The organism is Chryseolinea sp. T2 (assembly GCF_037203685.1).
Classification (GTDB): Bacteria; Bacteroidota; Bacteroidia; order Cytophagales; family Cyclobacteriaceae; genus Chryseolinea.
The window spans coordinates 306913-324395 of the sequence record NZ_JBBCAU010000009.1; the positions used below are offsets into that span (position 1 = coordinate 306913).

12 protein-coding genes are annotated in these 17483 nt (G+C 48.0%); 5 read left to right on the top strand and 7 right to left on the bottom strand.

The features are described 5' to 3' along the window. The first annotated feature begins 279 nt into the window (after positions 1-279). The 4 genes from WBG78_RS26180 to WBG78_RS26195 all read left to right on the top strand — a co-directional run bounded on the left by WBG78_RS26180 (position 280) and on the right by WBG78_RS26195 (position 5041). On the top strand, positions 280-549 hold the full coding sequence (locus WBG78_RS26180; protein WP_337329476.1) for a hypothetical protein: 270 nt from the start codon (positions 280-282) through the stop codon (positions 547-549). 68 nt (positions 550-617) lie between these two features. Continuing rightward, positions 618-1973, top strand: coding sequence for a TlpA family protein disulfide reductase (locus tag WBG78_RS26185; RefSeq protein WP_337329477.1), 1356 nt, complete (start codon positions 618-620; stop codon positions 1971-1973). Positions 1974-2262: 289 nt separating this feature from the next. Further along, on the top strand, positions 2263-3198 hold the full coding sequence (locus WBG78_RS26190; RefSeq protein WP_337329478.1) for an MBL fold metallo-hydrolase: 936 nt from the start codon (positions 2263-2265) through the stop codon (positions 3196-3198). Positions 3199-3337: 139 nt separating this feature from the next. After that, complete coding sequence (locus WBG78_RS26195) at positions 3338-5041, top strand: glycoside hydrolase family 28 protein (RefSeq protein ID WP_337329479.1); 1704 nt, start codon at positions 3338-3340, stop codon at positions 5039-5041. Between the two features lie 51 nt (positions 5042-5092). Here WBG78_RS26195 and WBG78_RS26200 read toward each other — a convergent pair whose 3' ends face one another. The 6 genes from WBG78_RS26200 to WBG78_RS26225 all read right to left on the bottom strand — a co-directional run bounded on the left by WBG78_RS26200 (position 5093) and on the right by WBG78_RS26225 (position 11928). Beyond that, positions 5093-6253 carry a hypothetical protein gene (locus tag WBG78_RS26200; protein WP_337329480.1) on the bottom strand — a complete coding sequence of 387 codons (1161 nt, stop codon included), beginning with the start codon at positions 6251-6253 and terminating at the stop codon, positions 5093-5095. A 161-nt stretch (positions 6254-6414) separates the two neighbouring features. Beyond that, complete coding sequence (locus tag WBG78_RS26205; RefSeq protein ID WP_337329481.1) at positions 6415-6876, bottom strand: hypothetical protein; 462 nt, start codon at positions 6874-6876, stop codon at positions 6415-6417. Positions 6877-6909: 33 nt separating this feature from the next. Continuing rightward, a complete protein-coding gene (locus WBG78_RS26210) occupies positions 6910-8955 on the bottom strand; it encodes a hypothetical protein (protein ID WP_337329482.1) in 2046 nt (681 codons plus the stop codon). A gap of 100 nt (positions 8956-9055) precedes the next feature. Further along, positions 9056-9799, bottom strand: a complete 744-nt coding sequence (locus tag WBG78_RS26215; RefSeq protein WP_337329483.1) for a nuclear transport factor 2 family protein — start codon at positions 9797-9799, stop codon at positions 9056-9058. Between the two features lie 93 nt (positions 9800-9892). Further along, positions 9893-10513, bottom strand: coding sequence for a hypothetical protein (locus WBG78_RS26220; RefSeq protein ID WP_337329484.1), 621 nt, complete (start codon positions 10511-10513; stop codon positions 9893-9895). Positions 10514-10620: 107 nt separating this feature from the next. Then, entirely contained in the window at positions 10621-11928 is a 1308-nt protein-coding gene (locus WBG78_RS26225; protein ID WP_337329485.1) for a GNAT family N-acetyltransferase, read from the bottom strand. Positions 11929-12459: 531 nt separating this feature from the next. Between WBG78_RS26225 and WBG78_RS26230 the strand changes: the two genes are divergently transcribed. Beyond that, on the top strand, positions 12460-15873 hold the full coding sequence (locus WBG78_RS26230) for a VCBS repeat-containing protein (protein WP_337329486.1): 3414 nt from the start codon (positions 12460-12462) through the stop codon (positions 15871-15873). 15 nt (positions 15874-15888) lie between these two features. Here the strand turns inward: WBG78_RS26230 and WBG78_RS26235 are convergent, their stop codons facing one another. Then, positions 15889-17481: a RagB/SusD family nutrient uptake outer membrane protein gene (locus WBG78_RS26235; protein ID WP_337329487.1), complete on the bottom strand. Its 1593-nt coding sequence runs from the start codon at positions 17479-17481 to the stop codon at positions 15889-15891. Positions 17482-17483: the final 2 nt, after the last annotated feature.

Genomic DNA, 17483 nt, shown 5'->3' on the forward strand with positions numbered 1-17483 from the left:
GGTTCAATTATTTGTTGAGAAGGAAGAAACTCAGGATTAGTAGCTGATTTTGAAATAGGCTCAAAATGCTGGATTGCAGAGAATGACCCTGTGCTTCAATGGATTTTTGCTGCTTAATCAGTACACAATTGAAGATTTGATAGCGATGATTCCTGCTCTTTCTGCTAGCCATGTGAATAAGTAACGGCTATGCCATAAAAATATTGACGGAAGAGGGTTAAAAGACCTGTACCTGCAAATGCTAAACAGATCTCCGTATCCAAAACAAAATGTAAATTTATGAACACAGAAAAAATGAGTTTCGAGAAAATCGAAGATGTCCTTAGCGGTGCCATGCGAACGATAATGGCCGGTGGTGTGGCGGCGGTTGCTCGGCGACCTGCAAGGATCCGTGGGATGTTGTACTTGGAAGTGTTAATGTTGGCGGTTGTGACTGTAATGCAGGGCTTGATGAGTGTAGGGCCAAGTATTCACTTACTACGTATGCTGTTTGCGGGTACTGGTAAAGCTTTTAAAAAGTGCCCGGCATTGTGTTGGGCACTTTACTAAGAAGGGTTCTCTATTCAAAGTTATATGAGGGTATGCGTGTTTTATGCTTAGTTTTTACACTGCTGATCATGGTAAGTGGTCTTGCTATACAAGCGAAGAACATAGTAGTCAGGGGAACTTGGAAAGCTCCCGCCGACAGTGATAGGCGATTGATCATATCCTATTTCAAAGACCCTTTGATACGGGATGAAACTCGCGTAAGTGTAGAACCGGACCAAGAGGGCAGTTTTGAATTATCAATTGAAGCAAGCCATCCATTGCAACTTGGACTTTTTTACGAGAGCGTCCTTTGTTTTCCGGGTGATACTATCGTTTTTAACATTTATGGCGTACCTAAGCAATACTCACTGGAGTTTAAGGGTGCTAATGCTGCAATTCACGGATTTTTTTATCGAAACAAAAAAAGAAATGGTCAGTTTGAAGTGTATAAGTACAAATTTGAATCTGATAGCAGCTTGCTTGCATACAAGTCCGCGGCTCAACGTTATCTTGCCGTTTCATTTGAATTGCTGGACAGTTTGAGTGCTACTCATGCAATTGCTCCTCATGGATCGCAGATAATAAGAGATTTGTTGAGAATTGACCACTACAATTATTTGCTTCAACCCCTGGCCAGAGTTTCTAATACACCAAGCCAATATTTCTCAGATTTCGATAAGTCAATTTTTGGTAATGAGGCATTGTTATCATTTCCGTCGTTTGTAAACCTTTGTGGCGCATACAATGATGCGGTTCTCACACCTTTGGCCCCTCGAGAAAAGCGTACCGACTCTACCTTTGTAGCTCAGGACATTTACTCTGCAGAACGGAATTTTGTGCCTGCTGTTTCAAATGCAATTCTGTATGGTATATTCTTCAGGCTTACTGAAGTGGGAGGCCAGCAGAACCGTGATCAAATCACCAAGCTGCATGACAAGCTTGCCAAGTTTTATTCTCAGGAAACTGCGCGAAATGACATGCTTAATGAGTTGTATAATAACTTCCTGAAGCAGGGAAAAGGATTTCCTCCTGAGGTACTTAATGTGAAGATGAAAGATTTGAAGGGTAATTGGATGACACTTGCTGAGGTTATTTCCCACGGTAAAATCATTTACATTGATTTATGGGCTAGCTGGTGCGGTCCTTGTATTTCAGAGATGCAATCTGAGCGAGAGCTTATTGCTAAGATAGGTAAGGAGAAGGTGAAGTTTCTTCTAATTTCAATAGACCAAGGCGATAAACCGTGGCAGCGCGCCGTTGCCAAGATCGATGTTCCTGGTGAGCATTTCCGAATGGATGGTCAATTTGAGTCAGTGCTACTTCGATATCTCGCGGTCAAGTCGATCCCACGTTATTTGATCATAAATAAAGATGGTATCCTCATGAAGCGAGATGCGCCCAGACCCGGTGTTGTTTTATATAATCCTCATATACTAGGCATATGATGTCCGAGGAATATGTCATCCCCCTGGTCGTATAATTATGGATTTCTTCGAGAGCCATTTTTCCGCTCCGAATAGGTAACAACTGAACCCATTTTGGGATTTACTCAACTACGCCGCTGCCTGCAAGAATACAAATTCATGTCAGGAAGCTCAATGCACGGTGTGCTTTCTCCTCAAATTCTGTTCCATGGCGGGCTACCATCCCGAATTAGCCTGTAACTGAAACAAAACTTTCATTCATTACCATCCAGCCTTTTATCGTTACATTCGGGTACAACCAAACCGGGCCATGCCCGCGCGACTACCCGCTATGAACAAGACCCTTACTCTCTTTATTCTTTGCACACTGGCCTGTGAGATTTCATCGGCCCAGGAAAACTTCGACTCCGTCAAAGTCGTTCCGCAAAAACTTTCAGATCATCTCTACTTCCTCACCGGGTCTGGCGGCAACATTGGAGTGCTGGTCGGACCCGATGGAACCGTGATGGTTGACGATCAGTTTGCCCCACTTTCCAATCGTATCAATGGCGCCATCAAAACAATTGATCCCGGCGACATCCGCTTCGTGATCAACACACACCTGCACGGTGATCACTCCGGCGGAAACGAGAACTTCACGCACATGGGTTCAACAGTCATTGCACAGGACAACGTGCGCAAGCGTATGAGTTCGAGCTCTACAAATCCGCAGACCAAAGAAGTCACGCCACCCCGTGACAAAGCAGCATGGCCCGTGGTCACGTTTCCAGGCACCATGAGCGTTCACCTAAACGACGAGGATATTGAATTGATCCACCTCGATCCCGCCCACACAGACGGTGACGTGGCGATCTGGTTTAAGACCGCCAATGTTTTCCATCTCGGTGACATGTTTGTTACCTATGGCTATCCATATATCGACTATGGAAGCGGTGGATCCATCAACGGCTTTATCTCGAGCCTCGACAAATTATTGGCTATGATGGATGACAAAACGCGCATCATCCCGGGTCATGGTCCTCTTTGTACAAAGGCCGACGTTCAAAAGTTTCGCGATTCGTTGGCCGATATCCGCGATCAAACGCTGGCCGCACTGAAGAAAGGAAAGGCAACCTCCGAGGTGGGTAGCCTGCCGATCGCCAGCAAGTACGACGCTACCTGGGGCGGCGGCTTCATCAAAGGCAAGGACTTTGTGTTCCAGGTAGCCGAGAACCTGAAGGCCTCGCTGCCGCCTTCGAAGAAATAGTTGCGCCTGCAGCCATCGAAAAAGTAGTTTCGGCCTAGCAACCAATAGCTCACACGTTGCGTGTTTCATTGTGCAGGAGTTGTAATGTTCCCTTTTGATAAATCGGAGAGGTCCTCCGGCTTTACTAAACCGACAGATTATGAAGATCAGGACTAGCGTCTTCTCTCGTCGCACCATGCTGGCGTACGCCGGTGGGGTGCTGGGGATTACAACGCTGACAGATAGCACTGCCGCCATGCGCTCTGTCTCAGGCGTCGTAGGTAAGAACGCAAGCAACTTCGATACAAAGAATGGGAATCTACGGAACCAGGATGTACCGCATGTCGGGGCCGGTACCGATGGAACCAGTTTCAACGTCAGGAACTACGGTGCTACAGGACTTCGGAAAGACAATGCCACAAAAGCATTTCGCGATGCCATCAACGCCTGCACGTCTGCAGGTGGCGGTACCGTTGAAGTCCCTGCCGGTGAATATACCGTCGGCACGGTGCAGCTACTGGACAACGTTACCCTTCATCTCGAGGCAGGTGCGACGTTATTTGCCAGTCAGCAGGAATCCGACTACGTGAAAGACTCCGATGCCCTGATCTTTGCCGAAAACGCAAAAAACATCAGCGTAACCGGCAAAGGCACCATCGATGGATTAGCTCGGTACGATTACGACAACGTGCGGGGTGCTGATCCTGAAATCGCGAGGGAACAGGAAATCGCCCGTCAGGCTGGCATTGAGATGAAGCGCTACTATCGCAGCCGCGAAGCAATGAACATCTTTCTGTTCGTACTCAACGACTGCACGAACATTCACCTCGAAGATATTTCGATCATCAATGCGCCGCTTTGGACGGTTCGGTTGAACGACTGCGACCGTGTGAACGTCCGTGGAGTATACATTTACTCCGATCTGGAGAAAGGCGTGAATGCCGACGGCATCGACATCTGCTCCTCAAAAAACGTTACGATTTCTGACAGCACGATCATTACCGCCGACGATGCCATCGTCCTTAAAGCCATTGCCCGAAACGGAAGGAAGGCCAACCCCGTAGAGAACGTAACAGTGACAAACTGCGTGCTGACTTCCTCGTCGACGGCCCTGATGATCGGCACAGAATGGGAGGCGGATATCCACCACGTTGTATTTAACAACTGTGTTATCCGCAATTCCAACAAAGGCTTCGGCATTAACGTCCAGGATGGCGCCGTGGTAAGCAACGTGATCTTTTCCAACCTCACAATCGAAACCAGTCGCCGCCATTGGAACTGGTGGGGGAGTGCCGAGATGTGCAAGTTCGTGCTGAAGAAACGAACAGAGACCTCGCCCTTGGGAATGATCCGTGACATCTTCATTGACAATATCGTTGTAAAGGCCCGCGGCACAACAACGATCACCGGGCATCCATCGCAGCCGTTGGATAACATTCGCATGACCAACGTTCAGTTGTTCATGGACGTTGAAGACGCCAAAGACAAACGCGCCACTGACGCGATGGTCTTTGAACACTTGAGAGATCTTCAACTCAACAGCGTGTCTGTCGAATGGAGCGAAACACCGACGGAGTCTTCCTGGCGTTCGGCACTGGTGATGAAGAACGTCACTGGTTTCACTGTCGATAACTTCTCCGGACGACAAGGCCTCAGAAACAAAGCCATACCGGCCGTCAGCCTGGACAACTGTACAGACGGTATCGTAAGAAATTCAACCGCTCCTGAAGAGACCGAAACGTTCATTCACATTTCGGGTACATCAAGCAAAGACATAATCATCAAAGATAATCGGACGACGAAAGCAAAGAAGGCAGTAACGTTCGAAAACGACGCCGTAAAGAAGGCTGTGATATTGCATTAGATGCCGAAGATTGTATTCAGATCCCTTAAGCGTGGATTCAGATTGCGTTTGTCAAAACTCTATGGCCACTCCAAGCGCCATACACGAATGTTTGGTTACAGTCGTGTCAAAGTTACCGCCACTGCCATACTCAAATCTTGCATCTAGAATCACTCTCGGTCCCTTTGACTTATAATTGATGTAGCTGCCGAGTCCTATAACGCCACTGATAAATTCTGAATCGATTTCTGTTACTCTGTTGGTGGTTAAATACTTGTTTTCATCCGTCAGCCCCATGCTGTAACCAAGTCCCAGATTATAGAATGCCCGCGCACCTCCAACATTGAAGTGTCTCCTGCCCATAATGGTCAACTTCAACGAAGAAATCTCATACTGATAAGGCTTTGCTTCGTTTTTCTGATCACCAAATTTTCGATATCCCAGTTCGGAATAGATCGACCAACGATACAGACGCCCGGGAAACTTATGGTTCCAAAATCCCATCACGCCGTATCCCATGCTTGCTGCAAATGCTGATGAACCGCCCAATTGATCGGAACTTATTGAACCTGCTACGCCAAAATCATCAATGTGTTTATCGGTTTTCGTCCTGACACTGCTGCTGCCTTTGCATTGGTTGTATTGCTCTACAATTTTGGTAAGGCTTTGCTGCTCGTATCGTAGGTGGTCACTTACACTTACAGAACTGCAGTCCGACATAATTGATTTCAGTTGACTGATGTACGTCTTGTTGGTTTGCTTTAAACCATCGTGTTCATATTCATGATTGACCAATTCCTGAATGTTACCGCCGGTAGAAACAATATAGTGTATATGGTTGTTTCGTTCTTCGAACCTATAAAGGGTGATTGGCCCCCGTATCAGCAGCTCTGCAAATACATGTGACGTTTTGAACTGTGGCAGCGAACTGGTCGTCGGCTTACGCGAATGACCTGATGAATCATACCTGAGCCGCATGCTTTCGTATTCCTTGTTCGATACCGAGAATCTGTCGATGTCGGTTGCTGCAAATGACTTAGTGTTGCCGCCCTGGTCCTTAAAAAGGATTGTTGTCGGATTTTCCCGCCAAAGCTGATCGTCTATCATGCCGCTCAGACTATCACCTGAATGCATGACAACTTTGCCCGGCTGGAAATTGTTTTGAGAATGTACCTTGATTGAAAACAGGGTTAATGCCGCTACGCAGACGGCAGAGAAGAAAAAACGAGACACAAATAAAAGCTAATCAGTTAACGAGGGTTTCCTTGCGCGCAAGATGAATGAAAAATTCAACCTATTCAAATTTCTCCGCAAAAACGCAGGCAGGACTTCCCGTATTAATGATCCAGCCAAATGTACCCCCGACGCAGATCAGAGCTATTACAGGCAACAATTCAATACCTCACCTCAAACTTCATCACCTTATCCGAATTCATTTTAAAATCCACATATTCCGACGAACCAACCGCGGATCGTTCTGTCTTCAACGGAACTCCATTCTCCACAACGATTGCCTTAGACGCCCCCTCAGGTAACAGTAAATGATACCTGATCGCCTTTGCATTTCCTGTCGACTCAACGCTGATCCGGTTGTTCGCCACATCATTCACATATCGATACGCCACGTAACCGTCGGACGCTGCGTAACGGATGGTCACCTGCACGGTATCCGTTTTGGTGAGGTTCCACCGCAGTGCGACCGTAGGTTCAGTATACGCTTCCGTTGAGGGCGAATCCTTCACGCCACACAGCCCTTCCACCAAAGCAGCCATGTTTGTCGCTGCTGCCCAGTTGTCAGGTCCGCCATAGCTCACGGGATTTACTGGCACATAGTGTTTCTGGTCTGACAACGACATTGCCAATACGGTGTAGATGGTCTCATCCTCGGCCTATTGAAGTATAATCTTTGAAATCTTCTTGTCAGGATATGGGTTGTCGATCGCGCACCAGCTTAGTCCAATGCCTTTGCTGATATCATTGTTACCATACCAGGCAATGCCAGAGTGGGTCGTCTGAAGCTGTGAAAACCACCAGTAGGTGAGTTGTTTTCCCATGATCATATACCGCGTAGCCTTTGAGTTGTCCTCGTACACGATGGATATCGAACCGGAAACATTCTCCGACGTCGGCTTTCCCGATGTATGCAGGAAGTAAATGGATTGCGCCGTGCGGTTCACGGGCACTTCAACAGACACAGGATATCCCTTCCGTTTCGCCACGGCTACAACAGCCTTTCGATTGGACTTAACCGGATCAATAACATCAAACCGTATGTTACCGAGCACCTGTTCACCCGTCGGCAGATTTCGCAGGTCGTCGCCGGCGCGCTTTACTTCCATCCAGGGTATGGATCCTTTGCCACCCTTGTCCCAGGTGTCCATGTTGGCCAGCGCCCGAAGATCGATCGTCTTAAACTGCGGCGGTGGAGGAGGAGGAGGAATAGACCCGGTATACGAGAAGTAAATCTTGTTGTTGTATTTTTTGCCGAGAGCATACATCCGATCAAGAATGTCAGAAGCATATTGTTCATACCCGTTTTCAAATGCGCCGCGTGCCAACTCACCGGCTACATGCCCGCCAACTCCGCCATTCATATATTGCCACTTTGCATTATGAAGTTCGAAACCTTTTTCGAACGGTGGATAGATCGCATACCATTCACCCGGAGAACCGACGGGCAGATTGTCTTTTAGTTTGATATACGTTTCAGTGATTGACCGGGACTTGTCGCGCCCGACGCCGAGATTAGTTACATAAGCATTTGATTGCGCTAACTGACTCTTCTCATCTACTCCGAGTTTTCTAACCACTTTTGGGTCTTCTTCAATGAAGTGCGTATAGAACTTACCGTTCCATGCCAACTCATTCAATCGCTTTTCCATTTCGGTTGCCCGCATACGGAAATTGTCTGCCTCCTCCCGCCGATCGGACACATCGTACATTTCCGCCAGCTCTCGACATGCAGCTATGTAGGCAATGTTGTCGCCAAAGAAGATGCCGAACTTTGACTTCTTAGGATCGATGATCATCGTGTTCGTCATACCCAGGTCGGGCAAGTATTCATCCTCTACCTGGAAGTCCCACGAGTCGATAGTATATACGCGCTTTAGCAGCTTGAACCGCTCACTCCATCTCGCCGGATCAGTAACGCAATAGTTCAACGCACGCGACGCTGCGTCGAGATTCTTCATCATCCATTCCTTGTTGCCACCGGCCTTCCAGCACTGATAGATGGTCTCGACGAAAATGTATTCGGGATGGTTCTCCGTAGGCTGACGAACAAAATACTTGTCTTTGATCTTTTCCGTGTATCCGGTTGTCGCATCTCTCGTGCGGAAGTAGTCCATGGGCATGTGCTCGACAAAGCTCCAGATCATGCCATCGTCGCGTTGTGCCTCCCGCATCAGGTCGACGAACTCGGTACCGAAATCGTAGAAGTATTGCAGCCCTTTCATCGTATGAAAATGATCGAGTCCCCAGGGAACAAAATATCGGAATCGCTTCCCGTTCCATCGCACGCTGCCGGTGTCTGTCTGCATACTGCGCTCGAAGAGGTCGAACATGGATGAATATTTCCCGCCGTCATCAATACGCGTTGCAGCGTCAACAGTGAACGAAAACAGCTCCTTTGTTTCCTTACGATCGGTGACGAATACGGTATGTTTACCCAACGCACCGCCTACGCTAAACACAACTGCTGAACCTGCCTTTGCTGTGAAATAGACATTTCCATTTCCGTCTTTTACAGTAACCGCACCGTTGACGTTCGCCAGCACCAGCTTGTCCAACGGTCGGGCTGAAGTAACAGAAGCATTTGATGGATACGGCTCGCTGACTCTGGCCAGAATAGGAGTGGGGTCCTGGGCGAGCGTGGCTTTGAATTGAAAAAGAAAAAAGAGGATGGATATTCTTAGAAACAGCAGGTGACTTTTCATACCCGGATATATACTCGATTGTAAGGGCAAATTTGTCCTGTTCTATCCTGTGCCTTGTCTGGCCTTTGCTTGGCTTTTAGGGGGGCATATTGGCCTAGATCTATTTAACCGCCGGAAAACTTATCCGCTGTCCGTCGGTCCATTCGTAATAGTAACCCGTCGCGCGACCGTCCTTACCTTTCACAAACACCGACTTCCCAAAGACCCCGTCAATCAGAAACGTCGAGTCGTTGTACGGAATGAGTTCTGTTACATCGCTTGCTCCGATGGTTGAGATCAGCTTGCCGTCTCGTACAGATACAGTTTCAACGGTCGAGGAGTCAAGTCGGTACTTACCCTCATAACGCTTAAGTACACTCTCAGCAACGGTTGGAATTTTATTGTACATCACCGGAAGCGGAGCATAGGTAACATAAGCCATCTTCCATGTGTCGCCATCGCGGGTGAATATCTTTGTAGAACGCGAGTTGAGTAATAGCGTATCGTTGCTTAATAGTTTGTAACCCTGATGAACCGAACTGACAATGACCATATCATCATAGATCTGAAAATGGTAATCGTGTGGTTTGATCATATATCCATCCGCCAGGTCATGTACATAGAAGTCTGCTGAAGCCACCATGCCGCCAGTGTCTCCTCCAACGAACACGAGGCTGTCCATACACGTGGCTTTCACTTGCTCAAGCACGTGCTCTGAATGATTGCCGTATGCATCCTCTTGAATCTTGAGAATCCGTTCGATCTCGGATTTGATCTCGGCGCGGCTTGTCGTTTTGTCGTTTGAGCACCGTGACAGAAGCGATACAAGGCATACGCAAATGCACAGAAGAGAACATTGGTTCATAACGTGAATGGTTTGATTATCGAAGAGCTTGCAATTAATCAAGTACTTTACCGTAAACCAAAAGTGCCTGTTTGAACGCCTCAATACCAGCACCTAGTCACTAATTTTCGAAAGGGTGAAATTGGGAATACTTCCAACCTTGCCGAATTTTCGGACTTTATCATCCTTAATAATAACCCGAAAGGTTTCACTTTCTCCCTGGCGGAACCCAAGACAATAGCTGTCTTTGTTCTTGTAATGAGTCCTCATCTCACTGTTGTCAATGGGATTCTTATGGTTGGCGGTAACATAAAAGAATTCTTTGTCAGAGTTGCTCCGGGAAATCTTGTTGCTTAACGGGACTTCAATTTTAGTACGATTGTTTACGGGAATAGTAACACTTTCAGAATTGGAATAGACGATCGCAACCTTACCAATTTTCCTGCTGTAAATTGAATCAAAATGGATGTATAAAGCTGATTCGTTAATTGATAGGCAGGGCTCCTGTTCGAAGTGTAATTTCACTTTAACAACAAACAGCGAATCATTCTTCCTTGAAATCCTTCCGAGATACTCATCGAAGCCACTGTCCTGGATATTGCGTAAAAGAACAATCGAGCTGTCGGGATTGATTTTTAGAAACCATTTGTGGTCGTAGTTGCCAGGGCCTGAATAGAGAGTTTGTCCGTGAGAAAGGAATGGTATTAGCAACGATAGGAAAACGAACTGTCTCATACGCTCAACTATACTTTTCTTTTAATGCTCTGCTAAACTCATCATAGCTAACTTCCCGGGTGCCATTGGCCGTCTATACAAAGATAACGGAAGGGGTATGACACTTCTCAAAGTGACATCTTCATTCCTTCATGCGATGCCTTGAATCCAAGTCTCTCATAGAATCTTATGGCATCAGGTCGTTGCTTGTCTGTGGTGAGCTGAAGCAGGTGAGCATTTCGTTCCTTTGATCTTTCAATTGCCCATTCAAACATCTTTTGTCCCAGTCCACCACCTCTCAGATCTTCCCTGACCCGTACGGCTTCTATCTGCGCGCGAATACCACCCTGATAAGTCAGGTACGGAATAAAACTCAGTTGCATTGTACCGACAACTTCTGACTGGTCATCTTCAACAACGATCAATTCCTGGTTGACATCGGCACTGATTCGCTCGAATGCATTGTAGTATTCTTTCGGTAACGGGTCCTGAAACTTCTCACGCTGTTTACCCAGCATGTCATTGGCTAGCAGACCAACAATGGAAGGCAGATCGTGCCTTGTTGCTTTTCTGTATACCATTTGACCAGGGGCAACCGGCTTGGGAACATGATGAGTTATATCAGATTCATTTTCCGGGCCTGGCGATTGGCTGACAGTCATTTCTCCTGGCTTGTCCAGCGTACTTTCAATCCCGGATGAAGTAGTTGAAAGCTCGCCTGAAGTCGTGGATGGCTTCCGCGTAGAGGTCTTTTTGACGAAAGAGCCAACTACCCGGGTTGTAGCCTTTTTGCCCGTTGTTTCATTAATAACCTGTTTCTTGTCGTTAATGGTAATTGGCGATCCTTCAGATGATATTGGCTTCCCACCGGCTACCGGTATGGTTGCTTTTTTTGTGGTCAAATTGCCAGCAAAGTCCCTGGCGAAAACAGTAAAAACAGTACCCGGAGCGTTGGCATTTCTTACCGTAGTGGTCATTCGCCAAAGGCCTTTTTTACCTCTGGGTTGTGCTTCACCATTTTCGATGATGTTGTCGTCGGCCGAAGTAATAGTGATCGACACCGACTTCACCTTAAAGTCATCAAAAGCACGCACTCTAATGAGTTCTCCGGGAGCACCTGTATAGGTGAGTATATCGATCTCACGGATTTCGGGTGGGTTAAGGGCGTCGCTAAGAGCAACGGCATTTGCACTGTGTTTTTTGTCATTGATGCCTTTAGCGTACATGGCCTTCGTCTCGGGAATTTTGCACACGCTTTTGGCCCATCGGACAGCCGATCTGAAATCATCCTGATTATCGCGTTGCTTTTCCGTTGTCCTCTTTCGCCTGCCCGGTTTATTGGCAAGGACGATCTTACCCCGCCAGCGCTTGTATACGAGTTTGCCTACAGTGCCAGATGCACCATTGACTGCCGGATTTCCATTGATGATAGCCATACATAATGTTAATAAGATTGCAGTAACACATCAAGCAAATATTCCTAAAATTATTTCGACAGTCTTTCGTCAGAGTATCGTCCGACTTTCGTACTCGATGTTTGTTTTATGCTTAATTAGCTTGGAAAACGCGTTTTTAGGATATGAAATGCTAAATAGACGAAAAAAAACGGGTTTTTGAACCCTCTTACAACTACGTTTCAGCATTCTGATGTGCGAAATCAGCTCAAAATCGCATATGATGACTTTTCATACCGCGCTTTTTGAGTCATTAATCTAAGCAATTTAGGTGCCATTTGAGCAAGTTAGGCACAAAAAAATGATGCAATTTTTGACCGGATTTTATTATCGGGCACGACGGAAATACCCTTGCGATCCAGCTTGCCAAATACTGTACACAACATGACACCTGGCTATAGCGGACCGAAGTAAATTGCTGCTTGTTCTTACCACTTAAGCCAACAGCAAGTGCGGTTATTTACGTTCTACTACTTGTCTGACAGCAGGCGATTGCCGCGTCTTAAGAACATTATGACGAGAGTCATCATGGGACTTTTTGTGCTCGCTATCCTGGTCAATTGTGGCGACACTAATAAAAAGCGATTCACAATCCATTACGGTGGCGCGCTGGGTATAGACTTTCAAAACACGATCATCACCACAGACTCATTTAACGCTCTCACTTACGAATACATATACAACGGTAGCGGTGTGGGCGTCGGCGACTTCAACAACGATGGACTAGAAGACCTTTTCTTCGGCGGCAACCAGGTGTCCTCTCGTCTTTACCTTAACGAGGGGAAACTAAAATTCCGCGATGTATCCAAACAAGCAGGAATTACAACAGATCGCTGGGTGACCGGTGTCTCGGTCATCGACATCAACCAGGACGGACTACTGGACGTGTTCCTGGCTGTTGCGGGTAGGGCAGGCGTTGATAACACCCGCGATCTGCTGTTCGTCAACAAGGGCATCAAAGATGGCGTTCCGGAATTTGTTGAATCTGCCCGCAGTTTCGGACTCGACGACGATGGCTATGGAACCATGGGCGCCTTTCTCGACTATGACAAAGACGGTGATCCCGATCTTTATCTGGTCACCAACGCGCTTGAATCCTTTAACCGGAACAACCTTCGCCCTAAGCGCATCAATGGCGAAGCCTCCAGCACCGATCGCCTCTATCGGAACAACGGCGACGGCACCTTCATCAACATATCCCGTGATGCCGGTATCCTCATCGAAGGCTACGGTCTTGGCGTCGGCATCTGCGACCTGAATAACGACTCCTGGCCCGACGTCTATGTAGCCAATGATTTCATGTCGAACGACCTCATCTGGATAAATCAGCACAACGGCACTTTTAAAAACATGGCCGCAGACTATCTGTCGCATCAAACACACAACGGCATGGGCGTCGACATCGCCGACTTCAACAACGACGCTCGTTCCGATATCATCGTAGTCGATATGCTTCCTCCCGGTCACAAACGCATGAAGATGATGACTCCCGGCCAGAACTACGATCACTTCCACATGGCAATGGACATGGGTTATCAGCCGCAGTATATGAGGAACACACTGCAGATGAATCGCGGCATGTTTTCCGATAGCACCATCCGTTTCAGTGAGGTAGCGTTCGAAGCAGGCATCAGCAGCACCGACTGGAGCTGGGCACCGCTGCTGATCGATCTGGACAACGATGGAAGGAAAGATCTCTTCATTGCCAATGGATACCGGAAGGATGTTACCGACCTCGACTTCATTTTCTTTGGCCTGAAAGGTGCAAGTCCGTTCGGCACAGCAGAACGTCGCCAGTCGCACTTTAATGCAGAACTTGAAAAACTACCGGAAGTAAAGCTGAACAATTATGTATTCCGTAATAAAGGCAGACTTGCATTTGATGACGTGACTAAGGAATGGGGCACTGACCTGCCCACATTCTCAAACGGAGCCGCCTATGCCGACTTCGACAACGATGGTGATGTGGATCTGGTAACGAATAACATTGATCAGGAGGTAATTCTCTATGAGAACAATACAACTGCAAAATATAAAGATGCTGAACACAAGTATGCCGGTGCGCACTACCTCAAGCTGAAGTCCCTCGACACAGCTGAATGGAATCAAAAGATCCGGATCTACACTCATGACAGTGTGCAGTACTTTGAAGTGACTCCTTATCGCGGGTTTCAATCTTCTGTTTCGCCAATTGTTCATGCCGGGCTCGGAGGTGTTGAGAAAGTTGATTCGATAAGTATCATATGGATTGATGGGAAAGAGCTTGTTCTGCGCGACGTCCCGGCAGATACATTGATTACCTTTTCAAAAAGGGATGCAATGGCGAAGAACGATGGTCTATCGAAGGGTGATGATAGGCTGAACAGTAACGCCAAAGTCGAAAATGTATCCTCGGCCCGGAGGAGCGCCATATGGTTCGAGCAGGTAAAACTCCTGGCCTATACGCACGAAGAGAAAAGTCCCTCCGATATCAAGTTGACCCGCACGCTCCTGCACGAACTCAGCCAGTCCGGGCCCTGCGTTGCCGTAGGCGACGTGAACGGCGACAAATTCGATGACCTTTTCATCGGAGGCGAGAAGGGAGTCGCAGGAAAACTGTTTCTGTATTCTCCCGGTGGATTTAAGCAAACACCGTTGCCAATAGATTCCTCGCGCGAAGACGGTGCTGCTGTAATGTTCGACGCAGACAACGACGGCGACGTTGACCTTTATGTGGCTTCTTCATGCGCAAGTTCTCAGGATGATCCGGCACCCCATCAGTTATTTATCAATAACGGTAGTGGCAAATTTGCCAAAGCTATGAATCTGCCGCTGATTACAACTTCAAGTGAGTGCGTCATCGCTGCGGACTACGATATCGACGGAGACACAGACCTCTTCGTTGCCGGCAGTCTGTCGCCGCGGAAGTATCCGGAATCACCACGAAGCATTTTGCTTAGAAATGATGGTGGCGTATTTTCCGACGTAACGGACGCGATAGGCGCCGACCTCGCGCAAGCTGGAATGATCAGCGACGCCGTTTGGATCGATGTTAATGGCGATAAGAAAACCGATCTGGTTACGGCTGGGGAGTGGGCGCCGATTTCGGTATTCATTAACGATGGCAGTCGATTCCTGAACAAGACGTCCGGGTTTGGCCTGGACTCCTCTAATGGATGGTGGAATTGCCTTCGCATCGGTGACTTCAACAGTGACGGGTTTCCGGACCTTCTCGCCGGCAACACAGGCACCAACAGTTTTTTTCATCCCTCGCGTGAATACCCGGTTACTATAGTTGCCAAAGACTTCGACGGGAATGGCTCCGTAGATCCGATCATCAACTACTACAATCCGGTAGAGCAGGACAGGTTCATTTTACACAATCGCCTGGTGCTCATTGATCAGGTGCCCGGCTTTAAACGCAGGTTTGAGACTTTTGGTAAATATGCAACGACATCATTTGCCAATGCATTTCGCGAAGAGGAACTCGCCGGTGTCGAGCCACGCTATGCCTACACGCTGTCCACTTGCGTACTTATGAATGACGGCGGAAAGAAGTTCCGCATGCAGCCGTTGCCTGAAGAGGCACAGTTGTCGACGGTGAACGACTTCCTTATCTCTGAACTGAACAACGACGGCCATTCCGATGTCATCGCCGTCGGCAACAGCTATAATCAGGAGACGCTCTTCGGACGCTACGACGCCTCTCTCGGCACGATCATGTTTGGAGATGGAAAAGGGAACTGGCGCATCGTTGATAACAGCAATACGAATTTTAAGGCCGATGGAGCCGTGAACGCCATCCGTCTCTTGCAGGGAAAGGAGACGTACATTGCACTGATCAGGAATGATGGCCCGGTTACGATGTACCGGCTTGTAAACGATGATGAAAAACGAAAAGAGCAGGGACCGGCGTTAACCGGCAACCCCACTCTAAACCCAAACTAAAAAGTTAAACTGTAACTACCCACCCACGTACGGATCATTCTGCCGCAGATTGCCATTTACATCCAGTTCCGCCTGAGGAATAGGACGTAACAGGTTCTTCTCTGACCAGTTCGCATTAGCCGGACCCCTGCCAAAATTTATATCTGTCTTGATGTTGATGAGTCCGGCACGATGCCACCGCACGAGGTCATGGTAGCGATGTCCTTCAACGGCAAGCTCGACGCGCCGCTCATGCATAAGGAACGACCACATTTGTTCTTTCGTTGCTCCGGCAGGGCGCGGCGCCAGTATGGCATCCGTTGGATCAGCACGGTGTCGTATTTCATTGATCAGTTCAGCCGCCCCCGAGACATCATTGTCACCCAATAGTTTTGTTTCCGCCAGCATCAATAACACGTCAGCATAACGAATCACCCGCTCGTTGTTGAGTGTGGCGTTCGGTCTTCCGGCAGGAATGCTGGGATCGTCATGCTTTATGTATTTCGCCGGCGTGGAACCGGACACAGACCAGGCACTGTTAAATGGCGTCTCGCCGCCGGAGTGAACGTATTCATCTCCATTAAGATAAATGCTTTCGACGCGCCGCGGATCACCGGCTTCAAATTCGGCCTGTAGAGGTGCCGTTATATGCGTGTTTCCGTAACCACTGTCGTTGGCACCAGGTGCACATACGCCGTTAAAACAGCCCGGACGAAAATGTACCGAGCGCTGTGAAGCTCCTGATCCAACGTTCTGATCTTCCGACAAACCAAAATCTGTTGGCAACCAGGTATTGTCGCCCGTACCCCATACAAATTGAACTTCGAAGATCGACTCGGCATTGTTTTCAGCAGTAGCGCTGAAGTTGTCTCCGAAGTTTTCAATAAGACTGTACTTACCAATCAGTTTGGTAAGTTCGGTTTTCGCATTCTGATAGTACGTTGCATTATTGTCCCATTGGGCGCGATAAAGGTATACCTTTCCCAGCAAGGCGGTGGCAGTGTTGGAGTTTGCCCGGCCCAGATCGTCTCCCTGTGATTCCGGCAGCATGGTTTGCGCATCGGTAAGGTCGGAAATGATCAGGTCCCATATTTGTCCTGGCTCGGAGTTCGGCAGCTTGGTTGCATCAACAGGTCCGGCAATAACTTTATCGACGACCGGAGGAGTGCCGTAATGTATTGCGAGCAGGAAGTGAAAGTACGCGCGAAGAAACTTTGCCTCTCCCTCAAATCTCGGTTTCTGCGATTCATCGGCAAAGTCGGCAGCATCGGGCAGCCGATCGAGTACAACATTGGCCCGCGATATACCCATGTAGCAAGTGTTCCAGAGAAAGGCAATGTTGCCGTCGTTCGTGGGCGTCCAGTCGAAGTCTTCGTTGGTATCGGCGCTGTTGTTCGGGGGAATGATGTCGTCGTCGGGCCGGTACTCCGCATTGAGCCATTGATCATTCCACATCAGGGTGAGTAGTGCAGAGTATACGCCATATGTTCCTGCTTCGAAGTCGCGTTCGTTGTTATAAAACGAATCTTCGCTTAGCTGTCCAACCGGCCCAAGGTCCAGTTGGTTTTCACATCGGGTATGAATGAAACAAAGGGCAAGGCAAAGAATAGAGATATATATCTTCTTCATAA

Excerpts from the sequence above, each read along its gene's own strand:
- WBG78_RS26205 (WP_337329481.1), bottom strand. The coding sequence starts at position 6,876 with ATGTCGTTGTCAGACCAGAAACACTATGTGCCAGTAAATCCCGTGAGC.
- WBG78_RS26210 (WP_337329482.1), bottom strand. The coding sequence starts at position 8,955 with ATGAAAAGTCACCTGCTGTTTCTAAGAATATCCATCCTCTTTTTTCTT.
- WBG78_RS26230 (WP_337329486.1), top strand. The coding sequence starts at position 12,460 with ATGACGAGAGTCATCATGGGACTTTTTGTGCTCGCTATCCTGGTCAAT.
- WBG78_RS26180 (WP_337329476.1), top strand. The coding sequence starts at position 280 with ATGAACACAGAAAAAATGAGTTTCGAGAAAATCGAAGATGTCCTTAGC.
- WBG78_RS26190 (WP_337329478.1), top strand. The coding sequence starts at position 2,263 with ATGCCCGCGCGACTACCCGCTATGAACAAGACCCTTACTCTCTTTATT.
- WBG78_RS26195 (WP_337329479.1), top strand. The coding sequence starts at position 3,338 with ATGAAGATCAGGACTAGCGTCTTCTCTCGTCGCACCATGCTGGCGTAC.
- WBG78_RS26185 (WP_337329477.1), top strand. The coding sequence starts at position 618 with ATGGTAAGTGGTCTTGCTATACAAGCGAAGAACATAGTAGTCAGGGGA.
- WBG78_RS26215 (WP_337329483.1), bottom strand. The coding sequence starts at position 9,799 with ATGAACCAATGTTCTCTTCTGTGCATTTGCGTATGCCTTGTATCGCTT.
- WBG78_RS26235 (WP_337329487.1), bottom strand. The coding sequence starts at position 17,481 with ATGAAGAAGATATATATCTCTATTCTTTGCCTTGCCCTTTGTTTCATT.
- WBG78_RS26220 (WP_337329484.1), bottom strand. The coding sequence starts at position 10,513 with ATGAGACAGTTCGTTTTCCTATCGTTGCTAATACCATTCCTTTCTCAC.
- WBG78_RS26225 (WP_337329485.1), bottom strand. The coding sequence starts at position 11,928 with ATGGCTATCATCAATGGAAATCCGGCAGTCAATGGTGCATCTGGCACT.